The organism is Nitrospirota bacterium, assembly GCA_016180645.1.
Lineage (GTDB): Bacteria > JACPQY01 > JACPQY01 > JACPQY01 > JACPQY01 > JACPAV01.
The window spans coordinates 34,241-58,166 of the sequence record JACPAV010000019.1 but is presented as its reverse complement, the minus strand read 5'-3'; the positions used below and the strand labels follow the sequence as shown (position 1 = coordinate 58,166).

The following is a 23,926-nucleotide window of genomic DNA, read 5'->3' as shown; positions in this document are numbered from 1 at the left end:
GTACGCCGGCGTGGGCGAGGGCGGGATTTCACAAGGCGGCCTCGATGGTGTGATCGATGCCGTTCGGCAGCGAGGTGACGGGCGCCCAGCCGGTGGCATCGGAGAAACGTTTGGGGTTGCCTACGAAGTTGCGCGCTTCAATCGGGGATTGAAGATGGGGCGGGGGGACGTGGCGGACGGGGACGGTTCTGCCGGTCTTGGCCGCCACGCGGGCAGCCACGCAGTCGGCGGCTTGCGTCAGGGTGTGGCCGGTCCCGCTGCTGACAATGAAATGGCGGCCGGCGAGTGTATCCGCATTCTGCGCGGCCCGGAGGAGGGCCTGAGCCACGTCGTCCACGAAGACATAGTCGCGCAGGAGGTTGCCCTCGCCGTAAACGGTCAGCGCTTCGCCTTGCAGCGCGCGTCGGACCATCGAGTTGAGGATGCCCCGATCGGGCTTGCTGCTGCGGGGACCGGGGCCGTAGACGTTCGAGAGCCGCAGGATCACGCCTCGGGCGATCCCCTGTTCCGAGTAGTATTTGAGGTACGATTCCGCCATGAGCTTGTGCAGATCATACACGGTAATGGGATGATCCGCGTGTGTTTCGTCGACCGGCAAGGTTTGGGGGATCCCGACCGCCGTCACGGTTCCGGAGAAGATGATGACGGGGGCAAGGCGGCTCCGGCGGCAGGACTCAAGGAGACGAAGCATGGGGGCCACGTTCGCCTCGTGGTCGGCCTCCGGATTTTCGTTCGCCACGTAGGTACTCGTTTGGGCCGCGAGGTGGAAGATGATTTCGACGTCCTCCAGGGCTTTCATCCAAATGGACGGTTCGCGGACGTCGCCCGGGAGGTCCACGACGGTGGCGGCGCCGGAGGGGGAGGCCGTCTCGGGCGGTTCGCCGTCCCGCCGGGCCAGGCGGAGAATGCGGCACTCGACCTGCCGGAGCTGCCGCAGGAGGCGGGTGGCGATGTAACCCCGGCCGCCGGTAATCAGAATACGTTTGCCGGTGAAGAAGGCGGAGGTATCGGGAGGGAGGGAGGGCGCCGGCGACGTCATCGACCGCGGGTGTCGGCTACTTGATGGCCGGGCCTTTCAGCCAATCGTATCCGATGGAAGGATCGTCGTGGGGAATCCGCCCTTCATCCGCGGGATCATAGGCTCTGGAGGTAATGTAGTAGAGGAGCGCCGGACCGCCGATGCACTTGCAGCCGTGAGCGACGCCCGGGGGGATGCGCACGACGCGGGGCGGATGACCGTCGCCCATCAGGAGTTCCATCGTGCGGCCGTGGGTGGGGGATGACTCCCGGCGATCGTGGAGGGCGACCTTGAGGACGCCCGCGCCCACGTACCACCAGTCCACTTGTTTCCGATGAATGTGCCACGCCTTGATCACTCCGGTATGCATCTGGGAAACGCTCCACTGGCCGAAACCTTCCCGGAAGAAGTCGTCCGTCACGCGTATCATCTCCCTGAAGAACCCACGCTCGTCCGCATGCGTGACCAGTTCCTTGACGGCGACTCCTTCGATCATGTGCCGTGCTCCGAGCCCGAATGTAGCGCGCCGTGGGTCCGGGCGCAATCGTTCATCATCCCGTGGGCCGATCCTTCGCCAAAAGGGGGAATCATCCGAGAATCTTCACCTCGGGAACATAGACGATCCACTTCCCGCCCGCCCGTTTGAAGCCGTCTTCTTTGGCCATGATCTCGCCTGAATGGTTCCAGGCGAAGAGGAGCGCGTAGTCGGGGTAGCGTGAGCTGAAGTCCCGGTAGGGCCGGACCGGGATATGGGCGCCGGGGGAATACTTGCCCTGCTTGATGGGCGTCGTGTCGCTGATGCATTCCACGACATCGGGCGTGATCCCGCAATAGTTTGTGACGGTGGTGCTCTTGGACGTGGCCCCATAGCCCACGATTCTTTTTCCTTGTTTGCGAAGGTCGCGGAGCAGTTTGACGAGGTTGTTTCGCGACTCTTCGATCCTGGACCGGAGCTTGCGGAACGTGTCCGCGCGTCCGAGTCCCAGGCGCTCCTCCTGGGCGAGCTGATTCCGGACGCCGGCGGACGCTTCCCGGGCGCCCTTGTGAGCGACGACATATCGCATGGACCCCCCGTGGACGTCCTGGGGGGCGACATCGACGATTTCCATGTCGTGACGGTCGAAGAGCGCCCGGAGGGCCGCCAGTGAAAAATAGAAGGCGTGCTCGTCATAGATCTGGTCGTAGGAGGTCTTTTCGACGATGTCGCCCAAGTAGGGGTCCTCGAAGATCAGGACCCCGGAGGGCTTGAGGAGCAGTTTGATGCCGGCGACCACGGAGTGGAGGTAGGGGAGATGGCACATGACGTTTGCCCCGAGGAACGCGTCGGCCTGCCCGTGTTGGGAGACGATTTCGCGGGCGAGTGTCTCGTCGAAGAAGCGGCACACGGTATGAATGCCCTTGTCCATGGCCGCCTTCGCGACGTTGGCCGAGGGTTCGATGCCCAAGTGTCGGACTCCGGCGAGCGCAAAATGCCGGAGCATGATCCCGTCATTGCTGCCGATCTCGACCACGAACGGATCGGAGGCGCGGAGGTGACGCGTCCGGACGTCGGTGACGCGTCCGGACGTCGGCGGCGAGCTCTTCGAAATGGGCCGCCATGCGGGAGGAGGTCGAGGAGTAGAACGCGTACGATTCATTGAACATCCTGTCTCGATCCACGCGTTCGGTGAGTTGCACCATCCCGCACGCCTCGCAGAAGCCCACCTGGAGATCGAAAAAGTATTCCGAGGCGAATTGATCGGGAGTCAGAAATCCGTTCGCGATGGGCATCCGGCCGAAGGACATGAACGGTTCGAGGGGCGCGGCGCAGCAGAGACAGGCGGCCATGAGGGGTCAGACCGAGGGGGGGGGGGTCCGTCGATCGGCGGTGAAGGGGCCGAGGTGGGCCAACACGTCGGCATCGGTGACACGCGACTCCGCGCGGGCCAGGGACCGCTTCCGGAGGGCCTCTCCGAGGCGGGGGAGGGCGTCGATGAATCCGAGCGAGAAGGTGAGGCGGCCCGTGAATGGCAGAAGAGCCACCTCCGGGAGAAGGAGCGCGAGGTGTTGAAGCCAGAAAGCGGGAGCATGGACGTTTTTCCACGTGAACAGGAAGCGATTGCCCCACAGCTTCCGTTCAATCTGTTTGCGCGAGAGCAGCTTTCCGATGGTGCCCGCGGTTTCGTGATGGACTTCGCTGCGCGGATCGGCGAGGACCTTCCATCCTTTCCGCCAGGCGCGATAGCAGATGTCGAGATCCTCCAGGTAGAATCGGCCGTAAAGGGTATCGAATCCGCCCAATTCGAAGAATTTCGTCCGCGAGACGGCGCAGTGGGCGAACGTGGCGAAGAGGGTCGAAATGGGGCGGGTCTCGGCGTCCGGGAGGGTGTCGTAGTAGTACCAGAAGATGCCGTACTTGAGCTTGAACCGCGGCACGCTGAATTCACCCTTGGGCTGGGGGGGACGCGGAATGGATCGGCTGGCCACGGCGAACAGGGCGGGGTCCTCGAAATGCCGAAGGAGGGGATCGAGAAAGCCGGTGGATACGGCGACGTCATTGTCGAGGAAATAGAGCGTTTCGTGCCGGGCCATCTCCGCCCCGCGGTTCATGGTCTGACCATTGCCGACGTTGGCCGAGAGTCGTTCGAAGCGGATCTTCGGGTACCGGGCCGCGATCCAAGTGTCCGTGTCGTCCGAACCCGCGTCGTCCACGACGATCACTTCCCACGGACCCGAGTAGGAGGCGAGGGCATCCATCACCGTGGGGAGGTATCGTTCGAGAAGACTCCTGCCGTTCCAACTGGTGATGATCACGCTGACTCCGCGGTCAGGTTTCATCGGGTGTTTCATACCTTACGGGGTCGTCGAATTCAAACTTGGAGGCGCCTGATCGCGGGGTGGGGGAGAGGGATCAGGGCTTCTCGCTCAGGACCAGCGAGCATGGGCCGGGAACCAGGCGGCCCGCCAACGTTCGGAGCCCGCGGACCGGGCCCCGGAAGGAGCGTTTAACCCAATCGGCCAGGGGGCTCAAGCCGGCTTTTCGGAGGGCGTCCACGGGCCGACCGGAGAGGATGGGTTGCTCGGAGCTGACGGATAGCGTCCGGAAGCCCGCATTTTCAACGATCCGTCGAAGGGTGGATCGGGTGAATACGTAGAGATGTTTGGCCCGGGTGAGATCTTCCCAATCCGTCAGCCGCCGGCGGGGGAAGCCTCGGACGAAATTGGGCGCCACAATCAGAAATATGCCTCCGCGGCGAAGGTTCCGGAAAATCTGCTTGAGCGTGGCTGTCGGCGCGGACATGTGACTGAGGGCCTGCTGGATCAGACACGCATCGAAGAACCCTTCGGGATAGCCGGCCTCCTCCAAGGTGCCGCGAAACATGCGCAGGCCCGGCACGCCGGCTTGATCATCGGCGATCGGATCGACGCCGTAGGCCTCCCAGCCCCTCTGCGCGGCCGCTTCGACGTAGTATCCCGGTCCCGCGCCCACGTCCAGGAACCTCCCTTTTGGAATCCTGGATTCAATGCGCTCCAGGAGCCCGTGCCCCGTCCGGAGCGCTTTCCCATGGAACTCGACATTCGCTTCCTGATCGCGGCTGACGCGGTCGTAGTAGACGCGCACTTCTTCCAGGAGCGGGGGCCGGCTCAGGAAGATGAGATCACAGGATGGGCACCGGAGGTAGACGCATGGATTCGCAGCGCGCGGCGGGTGACTGTCGAACGTGGGGAACGGCCCGGCGCGCCCGCACAGGGGACAGGGCGGCATCATGGAGGAGGCGGGATCGACTGAACCCCGGCCCGGTTTCTCTTCCGGCATCAGAAGGTCAGGCCGATCTCCTCGGGCAGGATGTTTCTGGAAAACCCGTGGTACAGGATGAACGGTGGAACGATTTCCTTGAGGTAGGTTTCGTTCATTCCACGCAGTGTGGCCTCGAAGCGGCCGGTGTCCTTCTCGCCGTTGAAGATGTAGGCGGCCCCCGGCGCCGAGCGGACTTGGAGGGTGTACTCCGGTTTCCGATCGTTGAAGTCGCCGCCCCGGAGGGTGGGAGAAACCAGAATCCGCTCGTTCGAATAAAAGATGAGGGGATAAGCCGTCATGTAGTCCGAATACGCGTACTCGATCCTCCTCTCTTCCAGCCGCCGGAGCAAGGGATCAAAATCCTCGTGAAGAGTTCGCATGTCCATTCCGTTCTCCACGAGATTCACCGTCAGAAGGAGGGAGCAGAGGAGCGTGGGACCTTTTTTCCCGCGCCGCCAGGATTCGGCGGCCGCGCCGGCCAGGAGAAGACTCAGGGCGGTGTAAAGCGGCATGATGTGCCGCGCCCTCCAGAGATCGACGGCCAGGTAGTAGGCCAGGGTGGTTGCCGCCACAAGGATCAGGAGCAACGGGACGCGGCCGGCGGGGCCGGCGGGACGCGCGGCGGGTCTTCGTAGGATGGAGAAGAGAGGGAAAGAATAGGCGACGAGCAAGGGAACTCCGAGCAGGCCCAGAGTCGCGGAACCGTCATAATTGGCGCCTCCCAGAACCGAGATGGCATTGTCCAACAGTCCCGCCAGGGTCGACGGAAACGACTCGATTCGATCGATCGCCTGGCGCCCGATCACCTCCAGGGGCGGTCCGCCCGCGAGCGTTTTTCGCCCGGCGTGGAGGGCCATCCCGCCCAATTTCATGAAGGAACCGAAATGCTGGGTCAAGTTGTAGATCAGGATGGGTGCGCCGCCGACGGCCGATGCCGCAACCATGGCCGCCGCGTTCGTCGGGCGGAAGATTCGGCGGCGGGTGAGTATCAGGAAGATGCCTGCGGCGGCGACGTAGGGAAGGGCAAGATGGGAGGCCCACAGCGTGAACCCGCAAAGGAATCCGAATCCGGCGCTCCAAAGCAGGGCGGATTTCGCCTCAGGGGGCTCGTCCGCCAGCCTGAGGGCGAGAAGAAGAACGAGCGGACCGAAGCACTGGACCTCCGGGTAGCCTCCCACCGGGAGGATCGTATGACTGGAAACGTAGAGGGGTGGAACGCAGGCGAAGAGGGCCGCGAGGATTCCCCCCCTGGGGCCCCATCCTTTTCTCCCGAGGTAATACGCGGCCACAATGGACAGCACGGCCCACGGCAACGTGGTCAGCCTGAGCACGATGCCTGACATTCCAAAGAGCTGGAAAGCGGCGGCGCCGAGGTAGGAGACCAGGGCGGAGGAGTATTGGAGCCGCCAGCAATAGATCGGGAAGTCGTGTCGGGTGAGAATGTGTTTGGCCATCAGGCCGAATACGGCCTCGTCGCCGCCCAGGGTGCGTTGGGAGGTCAGGGTCAAAGCCAGCCGCAGACCCAGGCCCGCGAGGGCGATGAGGATCAACAGCAGGAGAGGACGCTTGGAGCCGTTCATGCGAGGCGTTCCCATCCTACCCTTCCGCACCGGCGCGCGCCAGCCGCGGGGCGCTCAGGCCCCCGGTTTTTCCGCGATGACGAGCATCTGGTGGGCAAAGGGACGCCAGGGAGACCGCAGGTAAAGCGAGACGAGGAACCGCGGGACGGCCAGGGGGACGCATTCATGCGAATAGGGAAGGAACCGTTTCTCGAGGTGAACGATGCCGAATCCGGCGGCTCTCAGGAGCGCCGGGAAGCTGACGTGGGAGTAGACCGACCGATGGGTGTAGTCGTCGAAGTAGAACCGGTATGCGTAGCGGAAATTCGGCTGCATGCAGATCAGGCGCCCGCCCGGCGCCAGCCGGTCGAGGGTCCACCGGAGGGCCCGTTCCACGGCTTCGGGATCGAGATGTTCGAAAAGATTGCTCGCGAAGATCGCCTCGAAACCTGCCGGTTCGAACGCCTGGCATCGGGAGAGGTCCGCCACCACGACGTCGACTCCGGGCCCGGCGTGCCGTCGAACCTCGTCCGATATGTCGAGGGCGCAACGTTTCCGGGCCGGAATTCGGTTGATGAATTCGCAGTAGCCGGCGCCCACTTCAAGGACACGCGCGGAGGGGGGCACCCACCGGGCGAGATAGGCCACGATGGCCGGCCAGGATTTCGATCGAGATTTGGAAGGTCTGAGATGGGCTTGAAAATAGCCCGGTGAAGAGGTCATCGAAAGGACCGAAGCCGGTATCGGAGGATCAGAAGAATCATGCGGAGACCTACGGCCAGCGCCCGAAGGTTATCTCCCGTGATCTTGGATTCGCCGATGCGGGGCCCGTAGTGAACGGGAATTTCCACGCACTTGGCCTTCATCCGAATGGCCAGGATCATCATGTCCACGTTGAAATGGGACCCCTGAACGCGCAGATGGGGTCTGATCTCCCGGTAGACGGGCCGCTTGAGGAGTCTGTACGTGCAGCCCACATCCGTCAGGCTCGGACCGTTGTGGAGGAATTGCAACAGCTTGGCCACGATCCAGTTGCCCGTGCGCAAGAGCCACGGCATGTGGGCGCCGCTCCAGATGCACGACTTGGATGTCCGCGTGCCGAAAACGACGTCGAACTCCCGTTGGTAGAGGAGGAGCTTGTCCAGATCCCCCGCGGCGAAAGTTCCGTCGGGTTCCGACTGAACGATGAGGTCCCCGGTGGATTCCTCCAGCCCTTTCATCAGCGCCGCGCCGAAACCCTGCCGGGCTTCGAACACGTACTTGGCGCGCGTGGCCAGAATAGCCTCCTTGGTGCCGTCGGTGGAACGGTTGTCGACGGCGATGACCTCATCGACGGCAGGGTGCGCGAGGAAATGTTCGATGGAGGTTCGAATGTTCTGCACTTCGTTGAAGGCCGGCAGGACGACGCTGAGCGATTGGCCCTCAAACATGGCTAGGGGTCATGCTACCCCAGCCCCTTCTTGAAGTCCATTGCGTTCGGGGAGCGGGGGTGAATCGAAGCGCCTTCAGCCGGTTTTCCTGGCGAGGACGGCCAAACTTGAACCGCAGCCGATCCGATCCATCACGGCGCCGACACCCCGAAAAAGGCCATACTCCGCGTGATGGGCCCATCGCCTCAAGGCGCCCCCTGAATCGAACATGTCCGTTCGATCTTCGCCCGTGATGTCCCCGGCGCCGGTTTTTGGCTCCGGGTGGTAAAGCCCCCAGTAGGCGAGACGCCGCCTCAGTGAATCGGAGTAGAACATGGGCCAGCGATGATCGTTGGACACAAAACGCCGTTCTTCGATCGCAAGGCCGGCGCGATCCAATAATCCCTCCAAAGTCCTGGGCGTGAAGTGGTGGAGGTGAACAGGCACATCCAGGCCGATCCAGCCGGGGCCGAAGACCCTTCGATCGAAACTGTCGAAATTCGGCACGGTGATTCCCAGGAGTCCCCCGCGGCGGAGGGATTTCACCGCCAGGGAGATCACATGGGTGGGGCTCGGCAGGTGTTCAAGCGCGTGATGAATCCAGACCGCATCGTACGCCTCGGACTCCAAGTCCACGCGATCGATGGGCCGGTTCCGGATGTTGAGGCCCAGAGACTTCGTCGCAAACCTCCAGGCTTCCTTTCCCGGCTCGATCCCTTCCACCTCCCAGCCTTTCTCTCTCATGAACATGAGGAACAGGCCGTCGCCGCTCCCGATCTCGAGAAGGCGCCCGCGAGCCACACGGCTCAAGAGAAAGGCTGACCTTCGTGCCATGACCGATCTCCAACGTTCACCTCCGATCTTGAACGTTTCGAGATCACGCCGCCCGACGGCGGCCGTCCAGTAGGAAGGCGGATAGAATCGGGCCAGATCCTTGTCGCGGGGGCGGGGATTCGTGAAGACATGACCGCATCCGGCGCAGCGCGCAACCGAGAAGGAGCTTCCGCTGCCCAGAATGAACTCCCGGACCTTCAGAATCGGACGCGATCGATCCCCCCCGCACAAGTCGCAGGCGACGTCCATCAGGCGCAGCGATTCCTTCACGGCCGTTCCGAGTACACGGACATGGGGTCACTTCCGTGGACGAGGATGTTCCGGAATCCGGCGGCGTTTTCGAGAAAAAGGGTCAGCGCTGTTTTCCTTGTCAGAAGCGGTCGATCAACCCATGGAGGGAGTGACGCGGCGAACGGCGACGCGACGGGCAAGCCGCTCCCAGTAGAGGTAGACGGCAAGAACGCGGCCGTCGTTCCCGTATCGCGCAGTGAGGATTGCGACAAGATCGTTCATGGGGCCATCTTAGCTCGACTACTGCTATTTTTCCATGCTCAGAATCTCGCTCGGATGGGAAGGTTTCTTCAGACACCGCTCAAGCGATTCGTAGGGGAGCATCTTCAGATGCTCCCAATACGGGCGGATCTAAAGATCCGCCCCTACGACTTGCTAACCTCCCGTGTTCGGGCTCCTCGTAGGGGAGCATCTTCAGATGCTCCCTCTTGTCAGGAGGGTCTGAAGACCCTCCCCAACGCATAAGGACCAACATAAACCTTTCACAAAATGGCAAAAGTAGCGCCCGATTTTACCACGGTCGATCGCCCTGCCTTCCTGGCAGGGCAACATTGCGTGGTACCGCCGCTTCCTGCGGCAGGTACATCGGGCGAAAAACGTCCGGCATGAAGCCGGACGCTACGAAGCCTTCCACCCGTTGGGTGCCCCCCCCCCGCGAGAGGGAAGCGGTACTAGGGGGAAGTGATCGTTTCCCAGTAGATCTGGGCCATGCGGGACACGTGCCGATCAAGGGAGAAGCGGCTGACGGCTCTTTCCCTGGCGGCCCGGCCGAATCGGGCGCGCAGCTCCGGGCCGGCGGCCAATTGGAGCAGGGCTTCCGCAAGCGCATCGGGGCTGCCCGGGTCGAACATCAGGCCGGTCACGCCCGGTTCGACCAGCTCCGTCACGCCTCCCGAGCGGGAGGCCACGACGGGCCGCCCCGAGGCCATCGCCTCCAGAACCACCCGGCCCAGGGGTTCGGCCTCCGTGCAGAGGGCGACCACGTCCAACCCCGCCATGACGGCCGGCATGTCCTCTCGAAAGCCCGTGAAGGTGACCGCAGGATCGACTTGGAGTGTACGGCTCAGTTGGCGGGCCCGGCGTTCAATCGTCTCCTCGGCCTCCGTTTGGGCTCCCCCGACGATGAAGAAACGGCCCCGGCCGCCGCGATCGAGGAACCGCCGGATCGATTGGAGGAAAAGATCGTGGCCCTTCCCGACGCCGATACGGCCCACCAGTCCCACGGCAAGATCGTTTTCGCGCAGGCCATGCTCCAGGCGGAAGACCGCGGGCGACACGTCGGGTGAGAACCGGGCGGTGTCGACGCCGTGGACCACCGTTTCCACGTGGGGGGGGCATGTCCCGTTCCGATGGAAACGACTCTCGACGGCTTTTGAAATGGCGAGGATGCGATGGGGCAGGCGCGAGAAAAGGCGGTCGGTGTCCCGCATTTGGCCGTAGATGAGATTTCGGGCATGCCAGATGACGGGGACTCCGGCGAGACGGGCGGCCGGAGCGGCGATGAGGTTGGTGCGGGGGGTGTTGGAATGGATGAGCACGGCCCGCTCGCGCCGGGCCAGTTGGGCGAGGCGTCCGACGCATCCGAGGATGCGGAGTCCTTGCGCGCTTCGAAGGGGAGGAAAGGGGAGAATCTCCACGGCCACGCCGGCGCGTCGAAGACGCTCCGCGAGGGGTCCCTCATCGCCGAGCACCACGGTAAACCTCAACCAATCCGGGGCGTGGGTGACCCACAGTTCGATGCTATGTTCCGCCCCCCCGATGATGGCGGACTGATGAACGGCGAGCGCGCGCAAGGGCGGGGGGCCGGGCCACCGGGGCATGCGTTTTGCGGAACGCGGGCGGCGTTCCGGCGTGGGGGCGCGATCGGGAGGGATCGAAACCTGCCGCGACTGGGCATACCCTCGAACGGCCTCCCACCGCCACCGAAAAATCGACTGCGCCAGGAAGATCGGTATGCCCACCGCGCGCAAAAACGCCGGCCATGCGCCGGAGTATCGCAGACGCGAAAGGACGAAGCGGTTCTTCCAGTGGATCGCCTTGACCACGGCGGAGGGGTAGTTTGTACCGATCGTGCCCTGGTGCGCATGGAACACGCGGCTGGCCGGGTCCATCAGTATTTTCCACCCTCTTCCCCGCGCCCGCATGCAGAGGTCATGGTCTTCGAAGTAGAACGGGCTGAAACGTTCGTCGAAGCCGCCGAGGTCGAGGAACATGGATCGACGAAAACACGAGTGGCCGGCGGAGACGAAACAGATCGGGAAGCCGCCCCGCATGGGAAAGGGCGCCTCGTCGTAGCGCGAGTAATGGATTCCCAGCCGAGACCACATGCGGGGGTAGCTGAGCGTGGCCTTCGGGGAGGACGGGATCTCCATCCCGCCCACGGCAAAAACGCGCTCGTCGTCGAAATAGGGGAGCAAGGGTTGAAGCCAGCGGGCTTCGGGGCGCGCGTCGTTGTTCAGGAGATAAAGCAGTCGGCCTCGGGCCGCCCGGGCCAGCATGTTGCACGTGGCCGAGAAACCCCGATGGGAATCGGATCGCAGGCATCCGACGCTCGGGAAAGCGTGTTGGAGCCACTCGCGGGTTCCATCCGCGCCGCCGTCGTCTCCCACGAGAACCTCGCAGCCCGCGCTCAAGGTTGCGCATCCTTCCAGCACCGCGGGCAGGTTGGACTCCAGAAGGGCGCGACCATTCCATGAGGGGATGGCCACCGAGACCCAGGGCTGACTCATCTTGTATGGGGACGCACTCTCACCGTCGCTGAAGGGCCTCTCATCCTGCTCATGGCGAAGCTGATCTTGCCCAAGAGCGCGCATCCGGTCAAGAACAACGGCGGGAATTGACGCGCCGAACAGGCGGGTGGTAGACAGAATGCGCCACATGATGTCCACTCCTCATCGTCCTCGACGCGCGCGCTGGATCCTGGCGTCCGCCCTGATCGGATGGGTGATTGGAGGTTGGGGATACCCCGGTTGGCAGTATGCGGTGGAAGACGCGCAGGGCGCCGCAGGTCTCGTGCGATACGGGCCTTCCGACCCCACGGGGATCATCCAAGGCGAAGCGTGGACGATCGTGACCCAAGCGGCGGAATTGGGGCTGAGGCTCGGCGCCGGCGAGAAGCTCCTTTCCAGGATATTGAGCGGATTCATCGGCGCCACCGTCTATTCCTCCATCACCATCACGGTCCTCGCCCTGGAGGCTCCGCCCCTGATGGCCCTGGCGGCGCCGTTCATTCTTCACCTGGCCGGCCCCGATTTCAACGCGTTCACCTATCACATCTGGCTTTTCGGAGGCCCCGGCGGCTACGGCTTGATCGGGCTCATGCTCACGTTTGCCGCGGCAGGCCTCATGGGGATGGGACGGTGGGGAGCGGGCGCCTTTCTCGCGGGGCTTCTCCTTTCCATCCATCCGACCCACGGCGCGTTTCTCGTTTTGAGCCTGGCCGCGAGCCTGGTCTGGGACCGTTCCCTTATCCCAGGCATCCAACGAAAAGCCCTCCTGTGGGGGGGGGCCGGACTGGCCGTATCGGTGGCCAGTCTCCTCCTCCATCTCTACCGGCACGCGGGGCCCGCGGCGGTTGTTATCCCGGCCGACCCGGCCGACTACGCCGGCGCTTTCATCCTGCATTGGGACAACCACCGGCGGCGCTTCCCCCCGCTTTCAAATGTCACCCCTGCGGTGGGGATGGCGGTCGTCCTCAGCCTCCTGGCCATCCATCGGCCCCGGGGGGGGGGCGCGCAGCCCACGCGCTTCTTCCTGCGTTTCCTCGCGGTCAGCGGCGTCCTCGCCGCGATGCTCTCCGCATTCTACTGGCTCCCGCCTGAGAATCGGTTCGTGCGGCTGGTGGTCACGACCATCCCGTCACGGTTCTTGAACCTGGGGACGCTGGCCTGTCCCTTGCTCGTGCTGGGATTGGCCGGCGGCGACCGGAAGGATTGGCGCTCGCAAGCCATCTGCGCCACGTTCATCTTGTTCGTCCTCCTCCGGCTCCGTCCGGCGTATTTCATGCTGACCGCCGCCTTGTCGGCGGGGCTGTACGGACTCGTCAGGTTCGGCGCAACCCGGCCCGCGCGGCTCTCCGTGGCGGCGGACCGAGCTGAAAGGGCGTGGGGGGAGGGGGCGCACCGATGGGTGTCTCTTGGAGCGCGAGCTTCTCTGGTCCTGCTGGGCGTTGTGGCCGTCTCCGCGGCGGGTTGGGACACGTACGCCGCCTCCGGGCCGAACAACGCGTCCTTCCAGGAGATCGCCCGGGACCCCGCCCTGGCGGCGGCACGAGGATCGCAAGGGTTGATCCTCACGTGCTCGAGCATCAGCCTCATCCAAGTCCATACTCGGAGGCCCATGGTGCTGGACGGGGGCCGGCTGAACGGGCTTCCCTACACACCGCGGGCAGGGCCGGCCACGGCGCGGATTCTGCGCGAGATCTACGGCATCGACCTCTTGGATCCGCCCGAGGAGATTCGGAAAAGCCGGGCCGGCCAGCTCGTGGACGATTCCGGCCGCCGGGTCTTCGAGGCGCGTTCTCCCGAACAGTGGGCGGAACTCGCCGCGTCCTTCGGCTTCAGTCAGATTCTCTGTCATTCGGACTGGGAGCTTCGGCTGCCCGAGGCGGCTCGGAGCCAGGGGTTTGTGTTGTACGATGTGCCGCCGGCAGAGGGGGCCAAGTGACGAACCTCGGTGGAGCCGGTGGCGACTGACTGCATCGCGTGCGGATCGAAGGGAGAGGCGCTGTACACGGCGCTGCCGGACCGGATGTATGGCACGTCGGTGCGCGCCGACTACCACGCCTGCCCTCGTTGCGGTCTGATATGGCAGCATCCGCAACTCGACCCGGAGCAGCTCGCCAACGCGTACACCGCCGCTTTCTATACCCACTCCGCCTCCGCGGGGCCGCCACCCCCGTCATACTCCCTGCGGGGGCTTCGGGACCGGGTTCGATCCTGGATTCTTCATTCGCGGTTCGGCTACCCGGCTGATTCGTCGTGGGCCGGCTCTCGCGCCATGGGTCGACTCCTGTCTCTCGTCCCGTCCTTTCGAAGCAGGGCCACCCACCGCTTGGGCGTACTCTTCCCGCCGTTTGCGCCCGGCGGGAGACTGCTGGATGTCGGTTGTGGGAACGGCCGGTACTTGGAAGTAATGCGCGGTCTGGGCTGGGCGGTGACGGGTGTGGAACCGGACGCGGAAGCCGCCGGGATCGCCCGGGCCCGAGGGCTTTCCGTTCTGGCGAACTTGCAAGAGCTGGATGCCGGTCCCGCCGCCTACCACGTGATCACCTCCAATCACGCCGTCGAGCACATGACGGATCCGCTGGAATTTTTCCGGAGGGCCGAGGTTCTTCTTGTCCCCGGAGGGACGATTCGAATCGCCGTTCCCAACGGTGGCGGTCTCGGCCATCGCTGGTTCGGTCCCTTTTGGCCGGGCTTGGATCCGCCCCGACACCTGTGGACCTTCACGCCGCGGGCTCTCGCGGCCCTGGTCGAGAAAGCGCGATTGAGCGTGGAGACCCTGGCCACCTCCTCCAGGCTCGCTTCGGGCTTCTCCGCGGTCTCGGCGCGAGCGTGGTTCCGGGACCGGTTTGGAATCGAGGGCGGGGCGGTTTGGATGGCAAGCCTCGTCGTCGGCCGGCTTGTCCAGGGGGCGGAGGGCTTGGCGCGACCCCTGTTTCCCGGCGCGGGCGAAGAGATCTGCCTGGTGGCCCGCAAGAGCTTCGCGCCGCCGGCGAGCTCCGGCTGAGTTCCCGATTGCGGGGGAAGCGGTCGAACGGTATGCTTGGCCGCCGAGAGGAGTCCAAGCACCGGCATGAAAATTCTTCTGGCCGATTTTCCGCACTACACCGGTTTCGGCCATCGAAAGGCCCTGGAGGCCATGGGGCACGAGGTGCGGTTCTTCGACCACATGAGCGACCGGCATCTGACGACCGGCCCGCTCGTTGCGATCAAGACGTTGATCAAGAAAGTGATTCCCCGGCCCGGCCGATTCAAGTTCGTGCATCGACTCCAGACCGCGGCGACCAGCGGGGCCTTCCTGGACGAAATCGAGGCGTTCCGACCGGATCTGATCCTCGTGGTCAAGGGATCCATGATCCATCCGGACGCGCTCCAATCGGCGCGCGAGAAACTCAAGATTCCCACGGCATGCTACTTCGGCGAGCCCCTCTATGAGCCGGAGCTGCGGGCGCTGGCGGAACGGCTGGCGCCCCATTTCGACCTGTTCTTCATTCTGGATGAGATCGAGGTCTTGCGGGAGTTTCCCCTGCGCGCCGGCCACGTGGCGACGGCTCCGAACAACGTGGACCCCGAGCAATTCCACCCTGTCACCCTCTCCGAAGAGGAACGCCGCCGTTACGAGAGCGACGTGGCGTTCGTGGGCATCCTGAGGCCCAATCGGCTGGATCTGTTCCGCCACTTGGCGCGCCGGCCCGTTCGATTCAGGATTTGGGGAAGCGCTTCCATGGGCGGCGAAGACTGGAAGGGCCGGGAGCCGGAGACGTCGAAGTGCCTTGAGGATCGTTGGATTGAAGCCTGGGAGATGGAACGAATCTACGCGGCTTCGAAGATCGTGGTGAACGTCCATGGGTTGTACGGACGGGGGGGGGCCTATCAAGGCCTGCCCATGCGGCCTTTCGAGGTCACGGCGTGCGGGGCGTTCCTGCTCACGGACGATTGCGTTCAGATTCGACGACTCTTCAGAGTCGGCGAGGAAGTGGATGTTTACGACACGCCGGAAACCCTCGTTTCGAAGGTGGAGTACTACCTCCGGCACGAGTCCCAGAGAGTGGACATGGCCCGGCGGGCGCACGAACGCACGCTCCGGGAACACACGTCACGGGCGCGGCTGGGGCAGATCCTGGAGACGGCGCGCGCGCGCGTGAGTTTGCCCTGAATGGATGCGATGCAGCCGGAACCGACGACCCTTCCGACGGCGGCCATCATCATTTGTTCCAAGGACCGGCATGCCGGTTTGTTGACCGCCGTCGATCACGTCCGGCGGCTGGAGTATCCGCGGGATCGATACGAGGTTATCGTGGTGGAGGAGGAAGGGTCCCAGGCCGGGCCGGTCGCGGGAGTGCGGTATGTCGCGATTCCCAGAAAACATCTGGGCCTGGGGTACGCCCGCAACGTCGGCGTGTCTCACGTCGATCTGAATCGGGTGGACCTGGTGGCCTTTTGCGATGACGACGAAGTGCCGGACCCCCGCTGGCTGCGGGAAATCGTCCGCCCCTTCCAAGACCCGGCCGTGTACGGCGCCGGCGGGCTGGTGCGTTGCCAGGAATCCTCCGCCTGGCTTGAGACGCAGGAACTGTTGGGCATTCCGGGGAGCGGCCTGCGGCGCCTGGCGGATGAGAGTGCGGACGCCATTGTGCCCACCGTCGTATTGTCCGGATCGAACCATGCCTACCGGAGCGCGGTCTTCAGGGAGTTTCGCTATCCGGAAGATACCAAGATCCTCCGCGGGCAGGGGGAGGATTTCTTCATGGCCTGCGAGGTCGGAGGGAAGTACGCGCTGGCCTTCAACCCGAAGGCGATCATGTACCATGAGCCGAGGGCCACGGTGGCGCGCTTGTGGAAGACGTATTTCGCCCGACAGAAGCGGGACTACCTTGCGCGGCATTACTTCATGGGGCACGGCCGATTCGAGGCGCTCTTTTGGAAGGGGCACCGGCTCCTTCTTTTCCGGAGCGCGGCGGCGTGTGCCTTGGTTGTGGGGCTTGGATGGCCGGGTGCGGCGGCCCTCGTCCTCCTTTACTACGGGGGCGCTCTGCTCTCCGTGAGGCGGCTCTATCGATTTGTCCGGCGGAAGGCGACGTTCTTCCTGTACCCTTTCGCGAAATTGGCGGCGGATTTGGGAGTGCTGGCCGGGGAAGTGGTCTGCCTCGGACAGCTTCGCGCGGGCGCCCCTCCCATGAAGCTGAGTCGCGACAAGACCGGGCGCGGATAGGGCGAGTGGAGAACCCCATGCAGCCGGTGTCCCTTGAGCTGAGCGTCATTATGGTGAGTTTTGAGACCCGCGATCTGTTGCGGGAATCTCTGAAGGTTTTGGGAACGGATCCCCCGGGGTGCTCGCATGAGATCATCGTTGTGGACAATGCCTCCTCGGACGGCAGCGCGGACATGGTGGAGAGGGAATTCCCGAAGGTCCGGCTTGTCCGATCCGGCGGGAATGTCGGCTTCGGCAGGGGCAACAATCAGGCGCTCCGGATGGCGTCGGGGGAATTCGTGCTGCTCTTGAATCCGGATGCAAGGGTGGGCCGGGAAGGGATCGACCGGATGATGGCTTGCCTGCGGTCGCAACCGGAGATCGGGATTCTGGGCCCGCGCATGGTGTATCCCGACGGGCGCCTACAGCCGTCGGTGTTCCGCTTCCACAGCGCCTGGCGCGAGATCTTCATCGCGCTCCGGCTCCACCGCCTGCTGCCGAAGCGCCTCCGAGGGCGCCTCCTCCTCGAACGACATTTCGGGTTCGACGAAACGCTCCGTGTGGATTGGCTGGGGGGATCGTGCATGCTGGTGAGGCGCCGGGTCTTTGAGGATATCGGCCTGCTCACGGAGGCCACGTTCCACGGCAATGAGGACTGGGACCTGTGCTGGCGGGCCGCCCAGGCGGGATGGGGCACGGTCTTCTTCCACGAGGTGTCCGTGGCTCACGTCAGCGGCGCATCGAGCCGCCAGTACGTCGGCTTCCCGGAAACCGAATGGTTCGCGTACCACAATCTGTATGTGATTCTCTCGAACCATCGGCCCCTGTGGTCCGTCAAGTTCTACCAGGTTGTTCTTTTCCTGACTTTCGCCCTCGAGGCGTTGCGGCTGAGACTGTTCCCCCCCATGGACGCCCAGCCTCGTGGTGTGAGCGCGTTGCGAGCGGCGCGCTGCCGGAGGGACCTGGCGCGGGATTTCATGTTCGGCCGGGTCAAGCCCATCCGGCGCTACGGCGAAGAGCGACTGGTCAGGGGCGGCGGGGAACGGGAGGGTGCGTGCGGACCTCCTTCCGGCTGATCACCGGCGCCGTCTACAACCTCCTGGGCAGGGGATGGTCTATTGTCCTATCCCTCCTGGCGACGCCGTACATCGTCCATCAGTTGGGCGAGCGCGAGTACGGCCTGTTCACGCTCGCGGGGATCCTGGGCGCCTACTTTTCGTTCCTGGATGTGGGGGTGGTCATGGCCACGCAGAAATTCGTGGCCGAGAAGAGGACCGACCCGGACCGTCTCGAACTGCGGCGGATTGTGTCGGCGTCGTCGGTGTTCTACCTCGGCGTGGCTGCGCTGGGAGCGGCGCTGATCGTTCTCCTGACCCCGATGCTGAGCGTGTGGCTGGTGAAGGCCGGCGATGCGAACCCGGCCACGGTGCGGCTGGTTTTCCGGTGCGCCGCGGTGACCTTCGGGCTGGCGATGTTGGAGCAGGTTCCCCAGTCGACCCTCAAAGGGCTCCAGAAATTCGGTATCTCGAATCTTCTGACTTCGACCTTCGGTACGCTGCGCATCGTCGCGGCGTTGGCGGTTCTGCACCTCGGGGGCCGGATCGGGGCGGTCATGGAGGCTCAGATTGCCGTGCAGGGGGTATCCGTGGCCGTTTCCTATGCCGTGATGCTTCGCATGACGGGGTGGGCCGGCGCGGGGGGGTCCTGGGCGCCCGTCCTGCGCAAACTGATGGTCTTCGGTTTGTGGAGTTCCGTGCCAAGTTTCATAGGCCCCTTCCTGACGCATTTCGAAAAACTGGTGGTCTCCAAGGTATGGTCGGTCGGCGCCCTGACGTACTACTCCGTGCCGTTCAATGCGTTGTCCGCCACGTGGTTCCTTCCGCAAGCCCTGACGGGCGTGTTGTTTCCGGCGGTGAGCGAACTGGACGGCCAGGGGCGCGGCGAGCGGGTGCGGGATCTGCACGCGCGGGTGGGCCGGCACTTGGTCGTCTATATCACGCCGATCATCGTGCTGGTGGCTTCCTTTGCGTCGGAAATCCTGGGGTGGTGGATGGGGGGAGATTTTGCGGCGCGAAGTTCGAGGGTGCTGGTGATTCTGGCGTGCGCGACACTGGTCAATGTGTCGGCTTGGAGCTCGTCTACGGTGCTCCAAGCCGTCAACCGGCCGGACTTGATCGCGAAGGCCTACTTGGTGGAAGTGGTTCTCTACCTGCCGGCCGCGTATGGTCTGGTGCGACTGAGGGGAATCGAAGGAGCCGCGTGGGCCTATGGAGGGCGCGTGGCGCTGGATGCGGCGATCCTGTGGGTATTGTCCTGTCGGCAGGTTCGCGCGCCGGTTCTCGGGTTTCTCGGGAAGGTATTCGGGGCGGGCTTCCTGTTGGCCTTGCTCGCGGCCGCCGGATTCGCGGCGCTGCGGAGGCTGATGCCGCACGCCGGCGCCGTCGGCGAGATCGCCATGGCAACGGGTTTTCTGGCCCTCTACTCCAAGATCGCGTGGTCGATGATGCTGGATGAAACCGACCGGGACGCGTTGAAGTCCTGGCTGGCCGAAGTGGCCCGAAGGGGACGCGCAGGTGGAGGAGAACCGCCTCGGTAGGGCCGCCGGCGCGCAGGGCCAATCCTGCGCTGAGATGGATTCGGTTCGCTGTGAGATCGACTTTTGCCATTTCTTGAAAGGTTTATGTTGGTCATCATGCGTAGGGGGGGTCTTCAGACCCTCCCGACAAGAGGGAGCATCTGAAGATGCTTCCCTACTTTTGCCATTTCTTGAAAGGTTTATGTTGGTCATCATGCGTAGGGGAGGGTCTTCAGACCCTCCCGACGGGAGGGAGCATCTGAAGATGCTCCCCTACTCGACTTGGGATAGGCTATTGGCCGGCGCGCGCGTAGCGGATTCCGGTGTTCCGAAACCAATCCCATGCGGAACGGATCATCGGTTCCGGATCGACGTAGCGAGGGGTGAACCCGAGCACCTTGCGCGCCCGGGAGCAGTCGGCAACCAGAATCGGAGGATCGCCGCGGCGGGCGGGAGCCTCCACCGGGCGGATGCGCCTTCCGGTGACGCGGGCGGCGAGATCGATGATTTCCCGGACCGTGGTTCCCTTCCCGGTGCCCAGATTCATTTCCATGCTCTGGCCTCCATCCGCGAGGTAGCCGATCGCGCGGATGTGGGCCTGCGCAACGTCCGAGACGTGGAGGAAATCTCTTACGCAGGTGCCGTCTCGGGTCGGGTGACGGGTGCCGTAGAGGTGGAACTTCCGGTCGATGCCGGCGGCTGCGCGCAGGATGCAGGGGATGAGGTGCTTCTCCGGGCGGTGGATCTCGCCCAGTTCACCGTCGGGGTCCGCCCCGGCCGCGTTGAAGTAGCGGAAGGAAACGTACTTCAGGTCGTCCGCCTGGGAGCACCAATGAATCATCCGCTCGCACATGAGCTTGCTCTCTCCGTAGGGATTGATCGGGCGGCAGGCATCGCTTTCGGAGAGGGGCCGCCGGCCGGGGGCTCCGTAGACGGCCGCGCTGGAGGAGAAAACCAGGAGCCGGCATCGGACGGCCCGCATGGCCGCGAGGAGATTCAAGGTGGACAGAACGTTGTTGCCGAAGTAGCTGTGGGGGTCGCGCATGGAGCCTTCCACTTCCGCCGAGGCGGCGAAGTGCAGGACCGCCCACGGCCGGACTTCGCCGAGGATCCGGAGGGTCCGCTTGGCGTCCTGGAGATCCCCTTTGATGAAACGCCCGTAGCGCAGGGCCCAGCGATGGCCCGTGAGGAGATTGTCGAGCACGACGGGAACGGTCCCGCTCCGGTGAAGCATCTTGACGGTGTGGCTCCCGATATACCCCGCTCCACCGGTGACCAGGATCGCGCGCGGTTGGGTCATTGGACTACGGGGCGACCTTCCAGGAATCGCGGCGGACGTTGAAGATCACCTTGGTGCCGTCTCGCTCGAACCGGAAGGGCATCTCGCCGTATCCGATGGCGGTCATGGCATGGCGCACGGCGTCCTGCCGTTCCATGGGGCTGTACACGAGAAGGAATCCGCCCCCGCCGGCCCCCAGGATTTTTCCTCCGAGGGCGCCCGCATCGAGCGCGGTCTGATACATCCGATCCAGATCGGGCGTGGTAATCCCGCCGGCGAGTTGTTTCTTGAGCGTCCACGCCTCGTGGAGAAGGCGGCCGAATCCGTCGAGGTCGCCGCCTTGGAGCAGCTGCTGCGCGAGCGCGACCTGATCCCGCATGCGCGACAGGATCGGTTTTTTCGATTCGGTATTGGCTTTCTGCTCCGAGATGATCGGGTCGGCGGATCGCGTGCGGTTGGTGTAGAAGAGGAGGAGGTTGTTTTCGAGACGACGCCGGGTGGGTTCCGGGAGGGCCACTTTTTCGGCGGTGACGGTCTCGTTGGGGGAGAAGGTGAGGGTGCGCAGGTTCCCGTAAGCGGCGGCGTAGTGATCCTGCTTGCCCACCGGCTTGCGGAGAATGTCGGCTTCGATCATGACGGCCTGTCTGGCCAGTTCTTCCGGCGTCTTTGTTTCCCCTTGGAATTGCCAGAAGGCGTTCAAAAGTCCCACGGTGAGAGTGCTCGATGAACCCAGGCCCGAGCCTTCGGAAGGGATATCCGCCACGGTGACGACCTCGATGCCGGGGCCGAGGGTCGTGAGGCGGAGGGCCTCGCGCACGAGTTGATGCTGGATTTCGTCGAGCGATTCGACGGACTCCTTGCGCGACCAGGAAACGACGAATTTCTTGTCGTACCGCTCTTTCAGGATGACGTAGAGGTACTTGTCGATGGTGGTGGAGAGGACACATCCCTGTGTGTGACGGTAGAATTCACGTTGGTCCGTTCCGCCGCCGAAAAAGCTTACGCGCAGGGGGGTTTGGGTGATCAGCATGATGCCGGGTCAGTGCGGAAGTGAAGCGAGGGGTTGGTAGCGGCCTCGCACCTCGACCAGGCCCGTCCCCGTCCAATGTCCGAAAGAGGTCAGATCCAGCCGAGGCAGGGGAATTTGCCTCCAAAAACGGAGCATCGACCACAGACGGATGTCGTCGAAGATAAGGAGACAGGCGCCGGCGGGCTTCAGGGTCTGAAGATTGTTCCACAGCTTGTACTCCATGACGCCGTCCTTCGCCGCGTCCACAAAAATGAGCTGGGCGCGCGCGAAGAGGTCCCGGTATTTCGGAAATACCGCCGGATCACTCACGTCATCCATGTGCCGTATCAACCGCCCCCCCATGAAATCATCCTCTTGCAGGACGTATTCGGGATGGGAGCTCCAGTCCACGGTGTCGAAGGTGGCCAAGGTGGACTCCAGGGGCAGGAACGCCTTCATGGCCAGGGCGGACAGTCCCGTGAACGTTCCAATTTCGATCGCCAGCTTCGGCTTGAGGATCTGGACGATCGCGGCCAGTAGGCGGTAATGCTCGCCGGGCCAGGTATTGAGGTAGGGCAGGGCTCCCCTTCGGCCGGCCAGTTCGTCGAGGCGAATACCCTTGGCTCGCTGCGCGGCCTCGATGCCGAGCGTAAGGAGGTCGTCCGATGGGCCCGAGATATCGTCATCCGCGGAGAAGCAAGCCGAGGTTTGGAAGCTGCGCGCCCGGACCGGGAGGGGCCTCAATCTTCGGATGATGGCGTTCTTCAGATGGCTTTGGATTTCCGCTCGACCGGAGTTCAACAGGAATGTGGCCCATCGGGAGATCTGCAAGGGATGCGCCTCCGACCCGCCTACCTAAGGATAAGTCCCACCGCCATCTGTGCGGGACTACATTACCACGGGAACCCGTTGACTGTCAGCACGACGGTGCATGTTGAGGTCTGAGCCGGCAGGACGGGCATGCGGGGTTCAGGGGAGATGGGCGCCGGCGGTTGTCGTTCGGGAGAAGATCTCGATCCGGTCGCCCGAGGGATCACTGACGGCGAGCCGGCGGGAAGCGGCGTGGTAGGCGAGGAAGGCGGCGCCGCGGCCGGGGAAGGAATGCGGAGTGGCCGCCGGGAAGTAGTCCACGGAGTTCTCTCCACGATCCGCGATCAGTTCGGACCACTGCTGGAGGGTGGACGAGCCGGTTTCGCGCAGGGAGGCGTGAAAGGGGGTCAGGTCGATTTCGTAGACGCGCGGCGCCCTGAGGTCCGAGACGAAGAGTGTGTCGCCATCGTCGGCGAGAAGGAGTTCGTAGGGCGAGGACCCTGAGGCGGGAACAATTCCCTGCGGCGCGGTCTGCGTCGAACCCAGATTCAGCGTGAAGAAGGTCCGGGAGTCGTCGGTCGGCGGCGTCAGGTCGACAAGGGAGATGTCTCCACGCGCGGTCGATCCCCCGAGGTTCGTCACGTAGGCGATGGAGCGCGATTCATCCACAGCGATGCTGCGCGGCCGCAGGCCGACGAACGCCCAAAAGAGCTGATCGCGCGGGTCAAGGGGATAGATCCAAAGGACCCCTCGGGGCGTGGTCTTGCCCTCGCCCAACGGGAAGGCGTAGATCGCGCTGTCTGCAATGAGAAGCCATGATCGGTCGGCATGGGCGTGAAGAGCCGTCCGCTCGGGCAAGGGGAGGCCGCCGGCGCCGATGTTGACGGGGCCCGACCGGAAGAGAGCGGAGTTCAACAGGATCGTTTCTTCGATCTCCCATGTTCCGGACTTGGATCTCAGGAGGTCCACTTTTTGATCGGGGAGGCTGCTGAGGAGAAGCCGGGGATCGCTGCCTGTGGATTGAACCAGAGTCGTCCAGAAGGGGCCGCGGGAGGTCGGGATGGACTGGGAGACGGTCGCGTCGGGGCCGAGAATCAGGAGCTTGCCGGAAACGATGTCACCCTCGTCGAGAAGCGTCGGCACAAGAAGTTGATCGGGATCGGACGACGCGCGGAGATCACCGGGGAGTCCGGGGAGGGCTACCTGCCTATCCCACGCAAGCGTGGCGGGATCGTCCGGACTCACCTTCAAGAGGCTGAGGAACGCCTGGCAATACCGGCGGTCGCCGTTGCCGTTTACGACGAAGAGACGCGCCCCGTCTTTTGAGAAGGCAAGCGATGTGGGTTTTCCGAATGCGGCGGCGGGAATCTCTTCGCAGTTTTTTTCGTTGCACGCCGGGCCTAGGGCGAGAACCGCGAGGGCGGAGACGGCGATCCCGCGGACGGTCATC

General features: G+C 64.1%; 19 protein-coding genes and 1 pseudogene. 6 read left to right on the top strand and 14 right to left on the bottom strand.

What is annotated here, in order from left to right; all coding sequences use genetic code 11:
• Positions 1-28: 28 nt before the first annotated feature.
• From HYT87_12090 to HYT87_12045, 10 genes and pseudogenes are all read right to left on the bottom strand, one after another.
• Positions 29-1,039, bottom strand: a complete 1,011-nt coding sequence (locus HYT87_12090) for an NAD-dependent epimerase/dehydratase family protein (GenBank protein MBI2060501.1) — start codon at positions 1,037-1,039, stop codon at positions 29-31.
• 16 nt (positions 1,040-1,055) lie between these two features.
• A complete protein-coding gene (locus tag HYT87_12085) occupies positions 1,056-1,514 on the bottom strand; it encodes a dTDP-4-dehydrorhamnose 3,5-epimerase family protein (protein MBI2060500.1) in 459 nt (152 codons plus the stop codon).
• A 91-nt stretch (positions 1,515-1,605) separates the two neighbouring features.
• Positions 1,606-2,845: pseudogene (locus tag HYT87_12080) on the bottom strand (class I SAM-dependent methyltransferase).
• Between the two features lie 6 nt (positions 2,846-2,851).
• Positions 2,852-3,835, bottom strand: coding sequence for a glycosyltransferase (locus tag HYT87_12075; GenBank protein MBI2060499.1), 984 nt, complete (start codon positions 3,833-3,835; stop codon positions 2,852-2,854).
• Between the two features lie 73 nt (positions 3,836-3,908).
• Entirely contained in the window at positions 3,909-4,814 is a 906-nt protein-coding gene (locus HYT87_12070; protein MBI2060498.1) for a class I SAM-dependent methyltransferase, read from the bottom strand.
• Positions 4,814-6,391, bottom strand: coding sequence for a glycosyltransferase family 39 protein (locus HYT87_12065; GenBank protein MBI2060497.1), 1,578 nt, complete (start codon positions 6,389-6,391; stop codon positions 4,814-4,816). The genes HYT87_12070 and HYT87_12065 overlap by 1 nt, the downstream gene beginning before the upstream one ends.
• 39 nt (positions 6,392-6,430) lie before the next feature.
• A complete protein-coding gene (locus tag HYT87_12060) occupies positions 6,431-7,078 on the bottom strand; it encodes a class I SAM-dependent methyltransferase (GenBank protein MBI2060496.1) in 648 nt (215 codons plus the stop codon).
• Positions 7,075-7,785, bottom strand: a complete 711-nt coding sequence (locus HYT87_12055; protein ID MBI2060495.1) for a glycosyltransferase family 2 protein — start codon at positions 7,783-7,785, stop codon at positions 7,075-7,077. Before HYT87_12055 ends, HYT87_12060 begins: the two co-directional genes overlap by 4 nt.
• Before the next feature lie 75 nt (positions 7,786-7,860).
• Positions 7,861-8,868, bottom strand: coding sequence for a class I SAM-dependent methyltransferase (locus HYT87_12050; protein ID MBI2060494.1), 1,008 nt, complete (start codon positions 8,866-8,868; stop codon positions 7,861-7,863).
• A gap of 692 nt (positions 8,869-9,560) precedes the next feature.
• Positions 9,561-11,768, bottom strand: coding sequence for a glycosyltransferase (locus tag HYT87_12045; protein ID MBI2060493.1), 2,208 nt, complete (start codon positions 11,766-11,768; stop codon positions 9,561-9,563).
• On the opposite strand from HYT87_12045, the gene HYT87_12040 reads away from it, so the two are divergent.
• The 6 genes from HYT87_12040 (at position 11,767) to HYT87_12015 (ending at position 19,399) form a co-directional block, all read left to right on the top strand.
• A complete protein-coding gene (locus tag HYT87_12040) occupies positions 11,767-13,554 on the top strand; it encodes a hypothetical protein (GenBank protein ID MBI2060492.1) in 1,788 nt (595 codons plus the stop codon). The two genes, HYT87_12045 and HYT87_12040, sit on opposite strands and share 2 nt — an antisense overlap.
• Before the next feature lie 18 nt (positions 13,555-13,572).
• On the top strand, positions 13,573-14,619 hold the full coding sequence (locus HYT87_12035; GenBank protein ID MBI2060491.1) for a class I SAM-dependent methyltransferase: 1,047 nt from the start codon (positions 13,573-13,575) through the stop codon (positions 14,617-14,619).
• A 66-nt stretch (positions 14,620-14,685) separates the two neighbouring features.
• Positions 14,686-15,768 (top strand): glycosyltransferase, encoded by a 1,083-nt coding sequence (locus HYT87_12030; protein ID MBI2060490.1) that lies wholly within the window; start codon positions 14,686-14,688, stop codon positions 15,766-15,768.
• Positions 15,769-15,777: 9 nt separating this feature from the next.
• A complete protein-coding gene (locus HYT87_12025) occupies positions 15,778-16,824 on the top strand; it encodes a glycosyltransferase (protein MBI2060489.1) in 1,047 nt (348 codons plus the stop codon).
• A gap of 5 nt (positions 16,825-16,829) precedes the next feature.
• Positions 16,830-17,879: a glycosyltransferase family 2 protein gene (locus HYT87_12020; protein ID MBI2060488.1), complete on the top strand. Its 1,050-nt coding sequence runs from the start codon at positions 16,830-16,832 to the stop codon at positions 17,877-17,879.
• The gene (locus HYT87_12015) at positions 17,858-19,399 is read left to right on the top strand and encodes an oligosaccharide flippase family protein (protein ID MBI2060487.1); all 1,542 of its coding nucleotides are present in this window, start codon (positions 17,858-17,860) and stop codon (positions 19,397-19,399) included. Before HYT87_12020 ends, HYT87_12015 begins: the two co-directional genes overlap by 22 nt.
• A 271-nt stretch (positions 19,400-19,670) precedes the next feature.
• Here the strand turns inward: HYT87_12015 and galE are convergent, their stop codons facing one another.
• The 4 genes from galE to HYT87_11995 form a co-directional block, all read right to left on the bottom strand.
• Entirely contained in the window at positions 19,671-20,678 is a 1,008-nt protein-coding gene (gene galE / locus HYT87_12010; protein ID MBI2060486.1) for a UDP-glucose 4-epimerase GalE, read from the bottom strand.
• Positions 20,679-20,682: 4 nt separating this feature from the next.
• Positions 20,683-21,687 (bottom strand): GHMP kinase, encoded by a 1,005-nt coding sequence (locus tag HYT87_12005; protein ID MBI2060485.1) that lies wholly within the window; start codon positions 21,685-21,687, stop codon positions 20,683-20,685.
• 9 nt (positions 21,688-21,696) lie between these two features.
• Complete coding sequence (locus HYT87_12000) at positions 21,697-22,497, bottom strand: methyltransferase (GenBank protein MBI2060484.1); 801 nt, start codon at positions 22,495-22,497, stop codon at positions 21,697-21,699.
• Positions 22,498-22,635: 138 nt separating this feature from the next.
• Complete coding sequence (locus tag HYT87_11995; GenBank protein ID MBI2060483.1) at positions 22,636-23,925, bottom strand: hypothetical protein; 1,290 nt, start codon at positions 23,923-23,925, stop codon at positions 22,636-22,638.
• Position 23,926 lies beyond the last annotated feature (1 nt).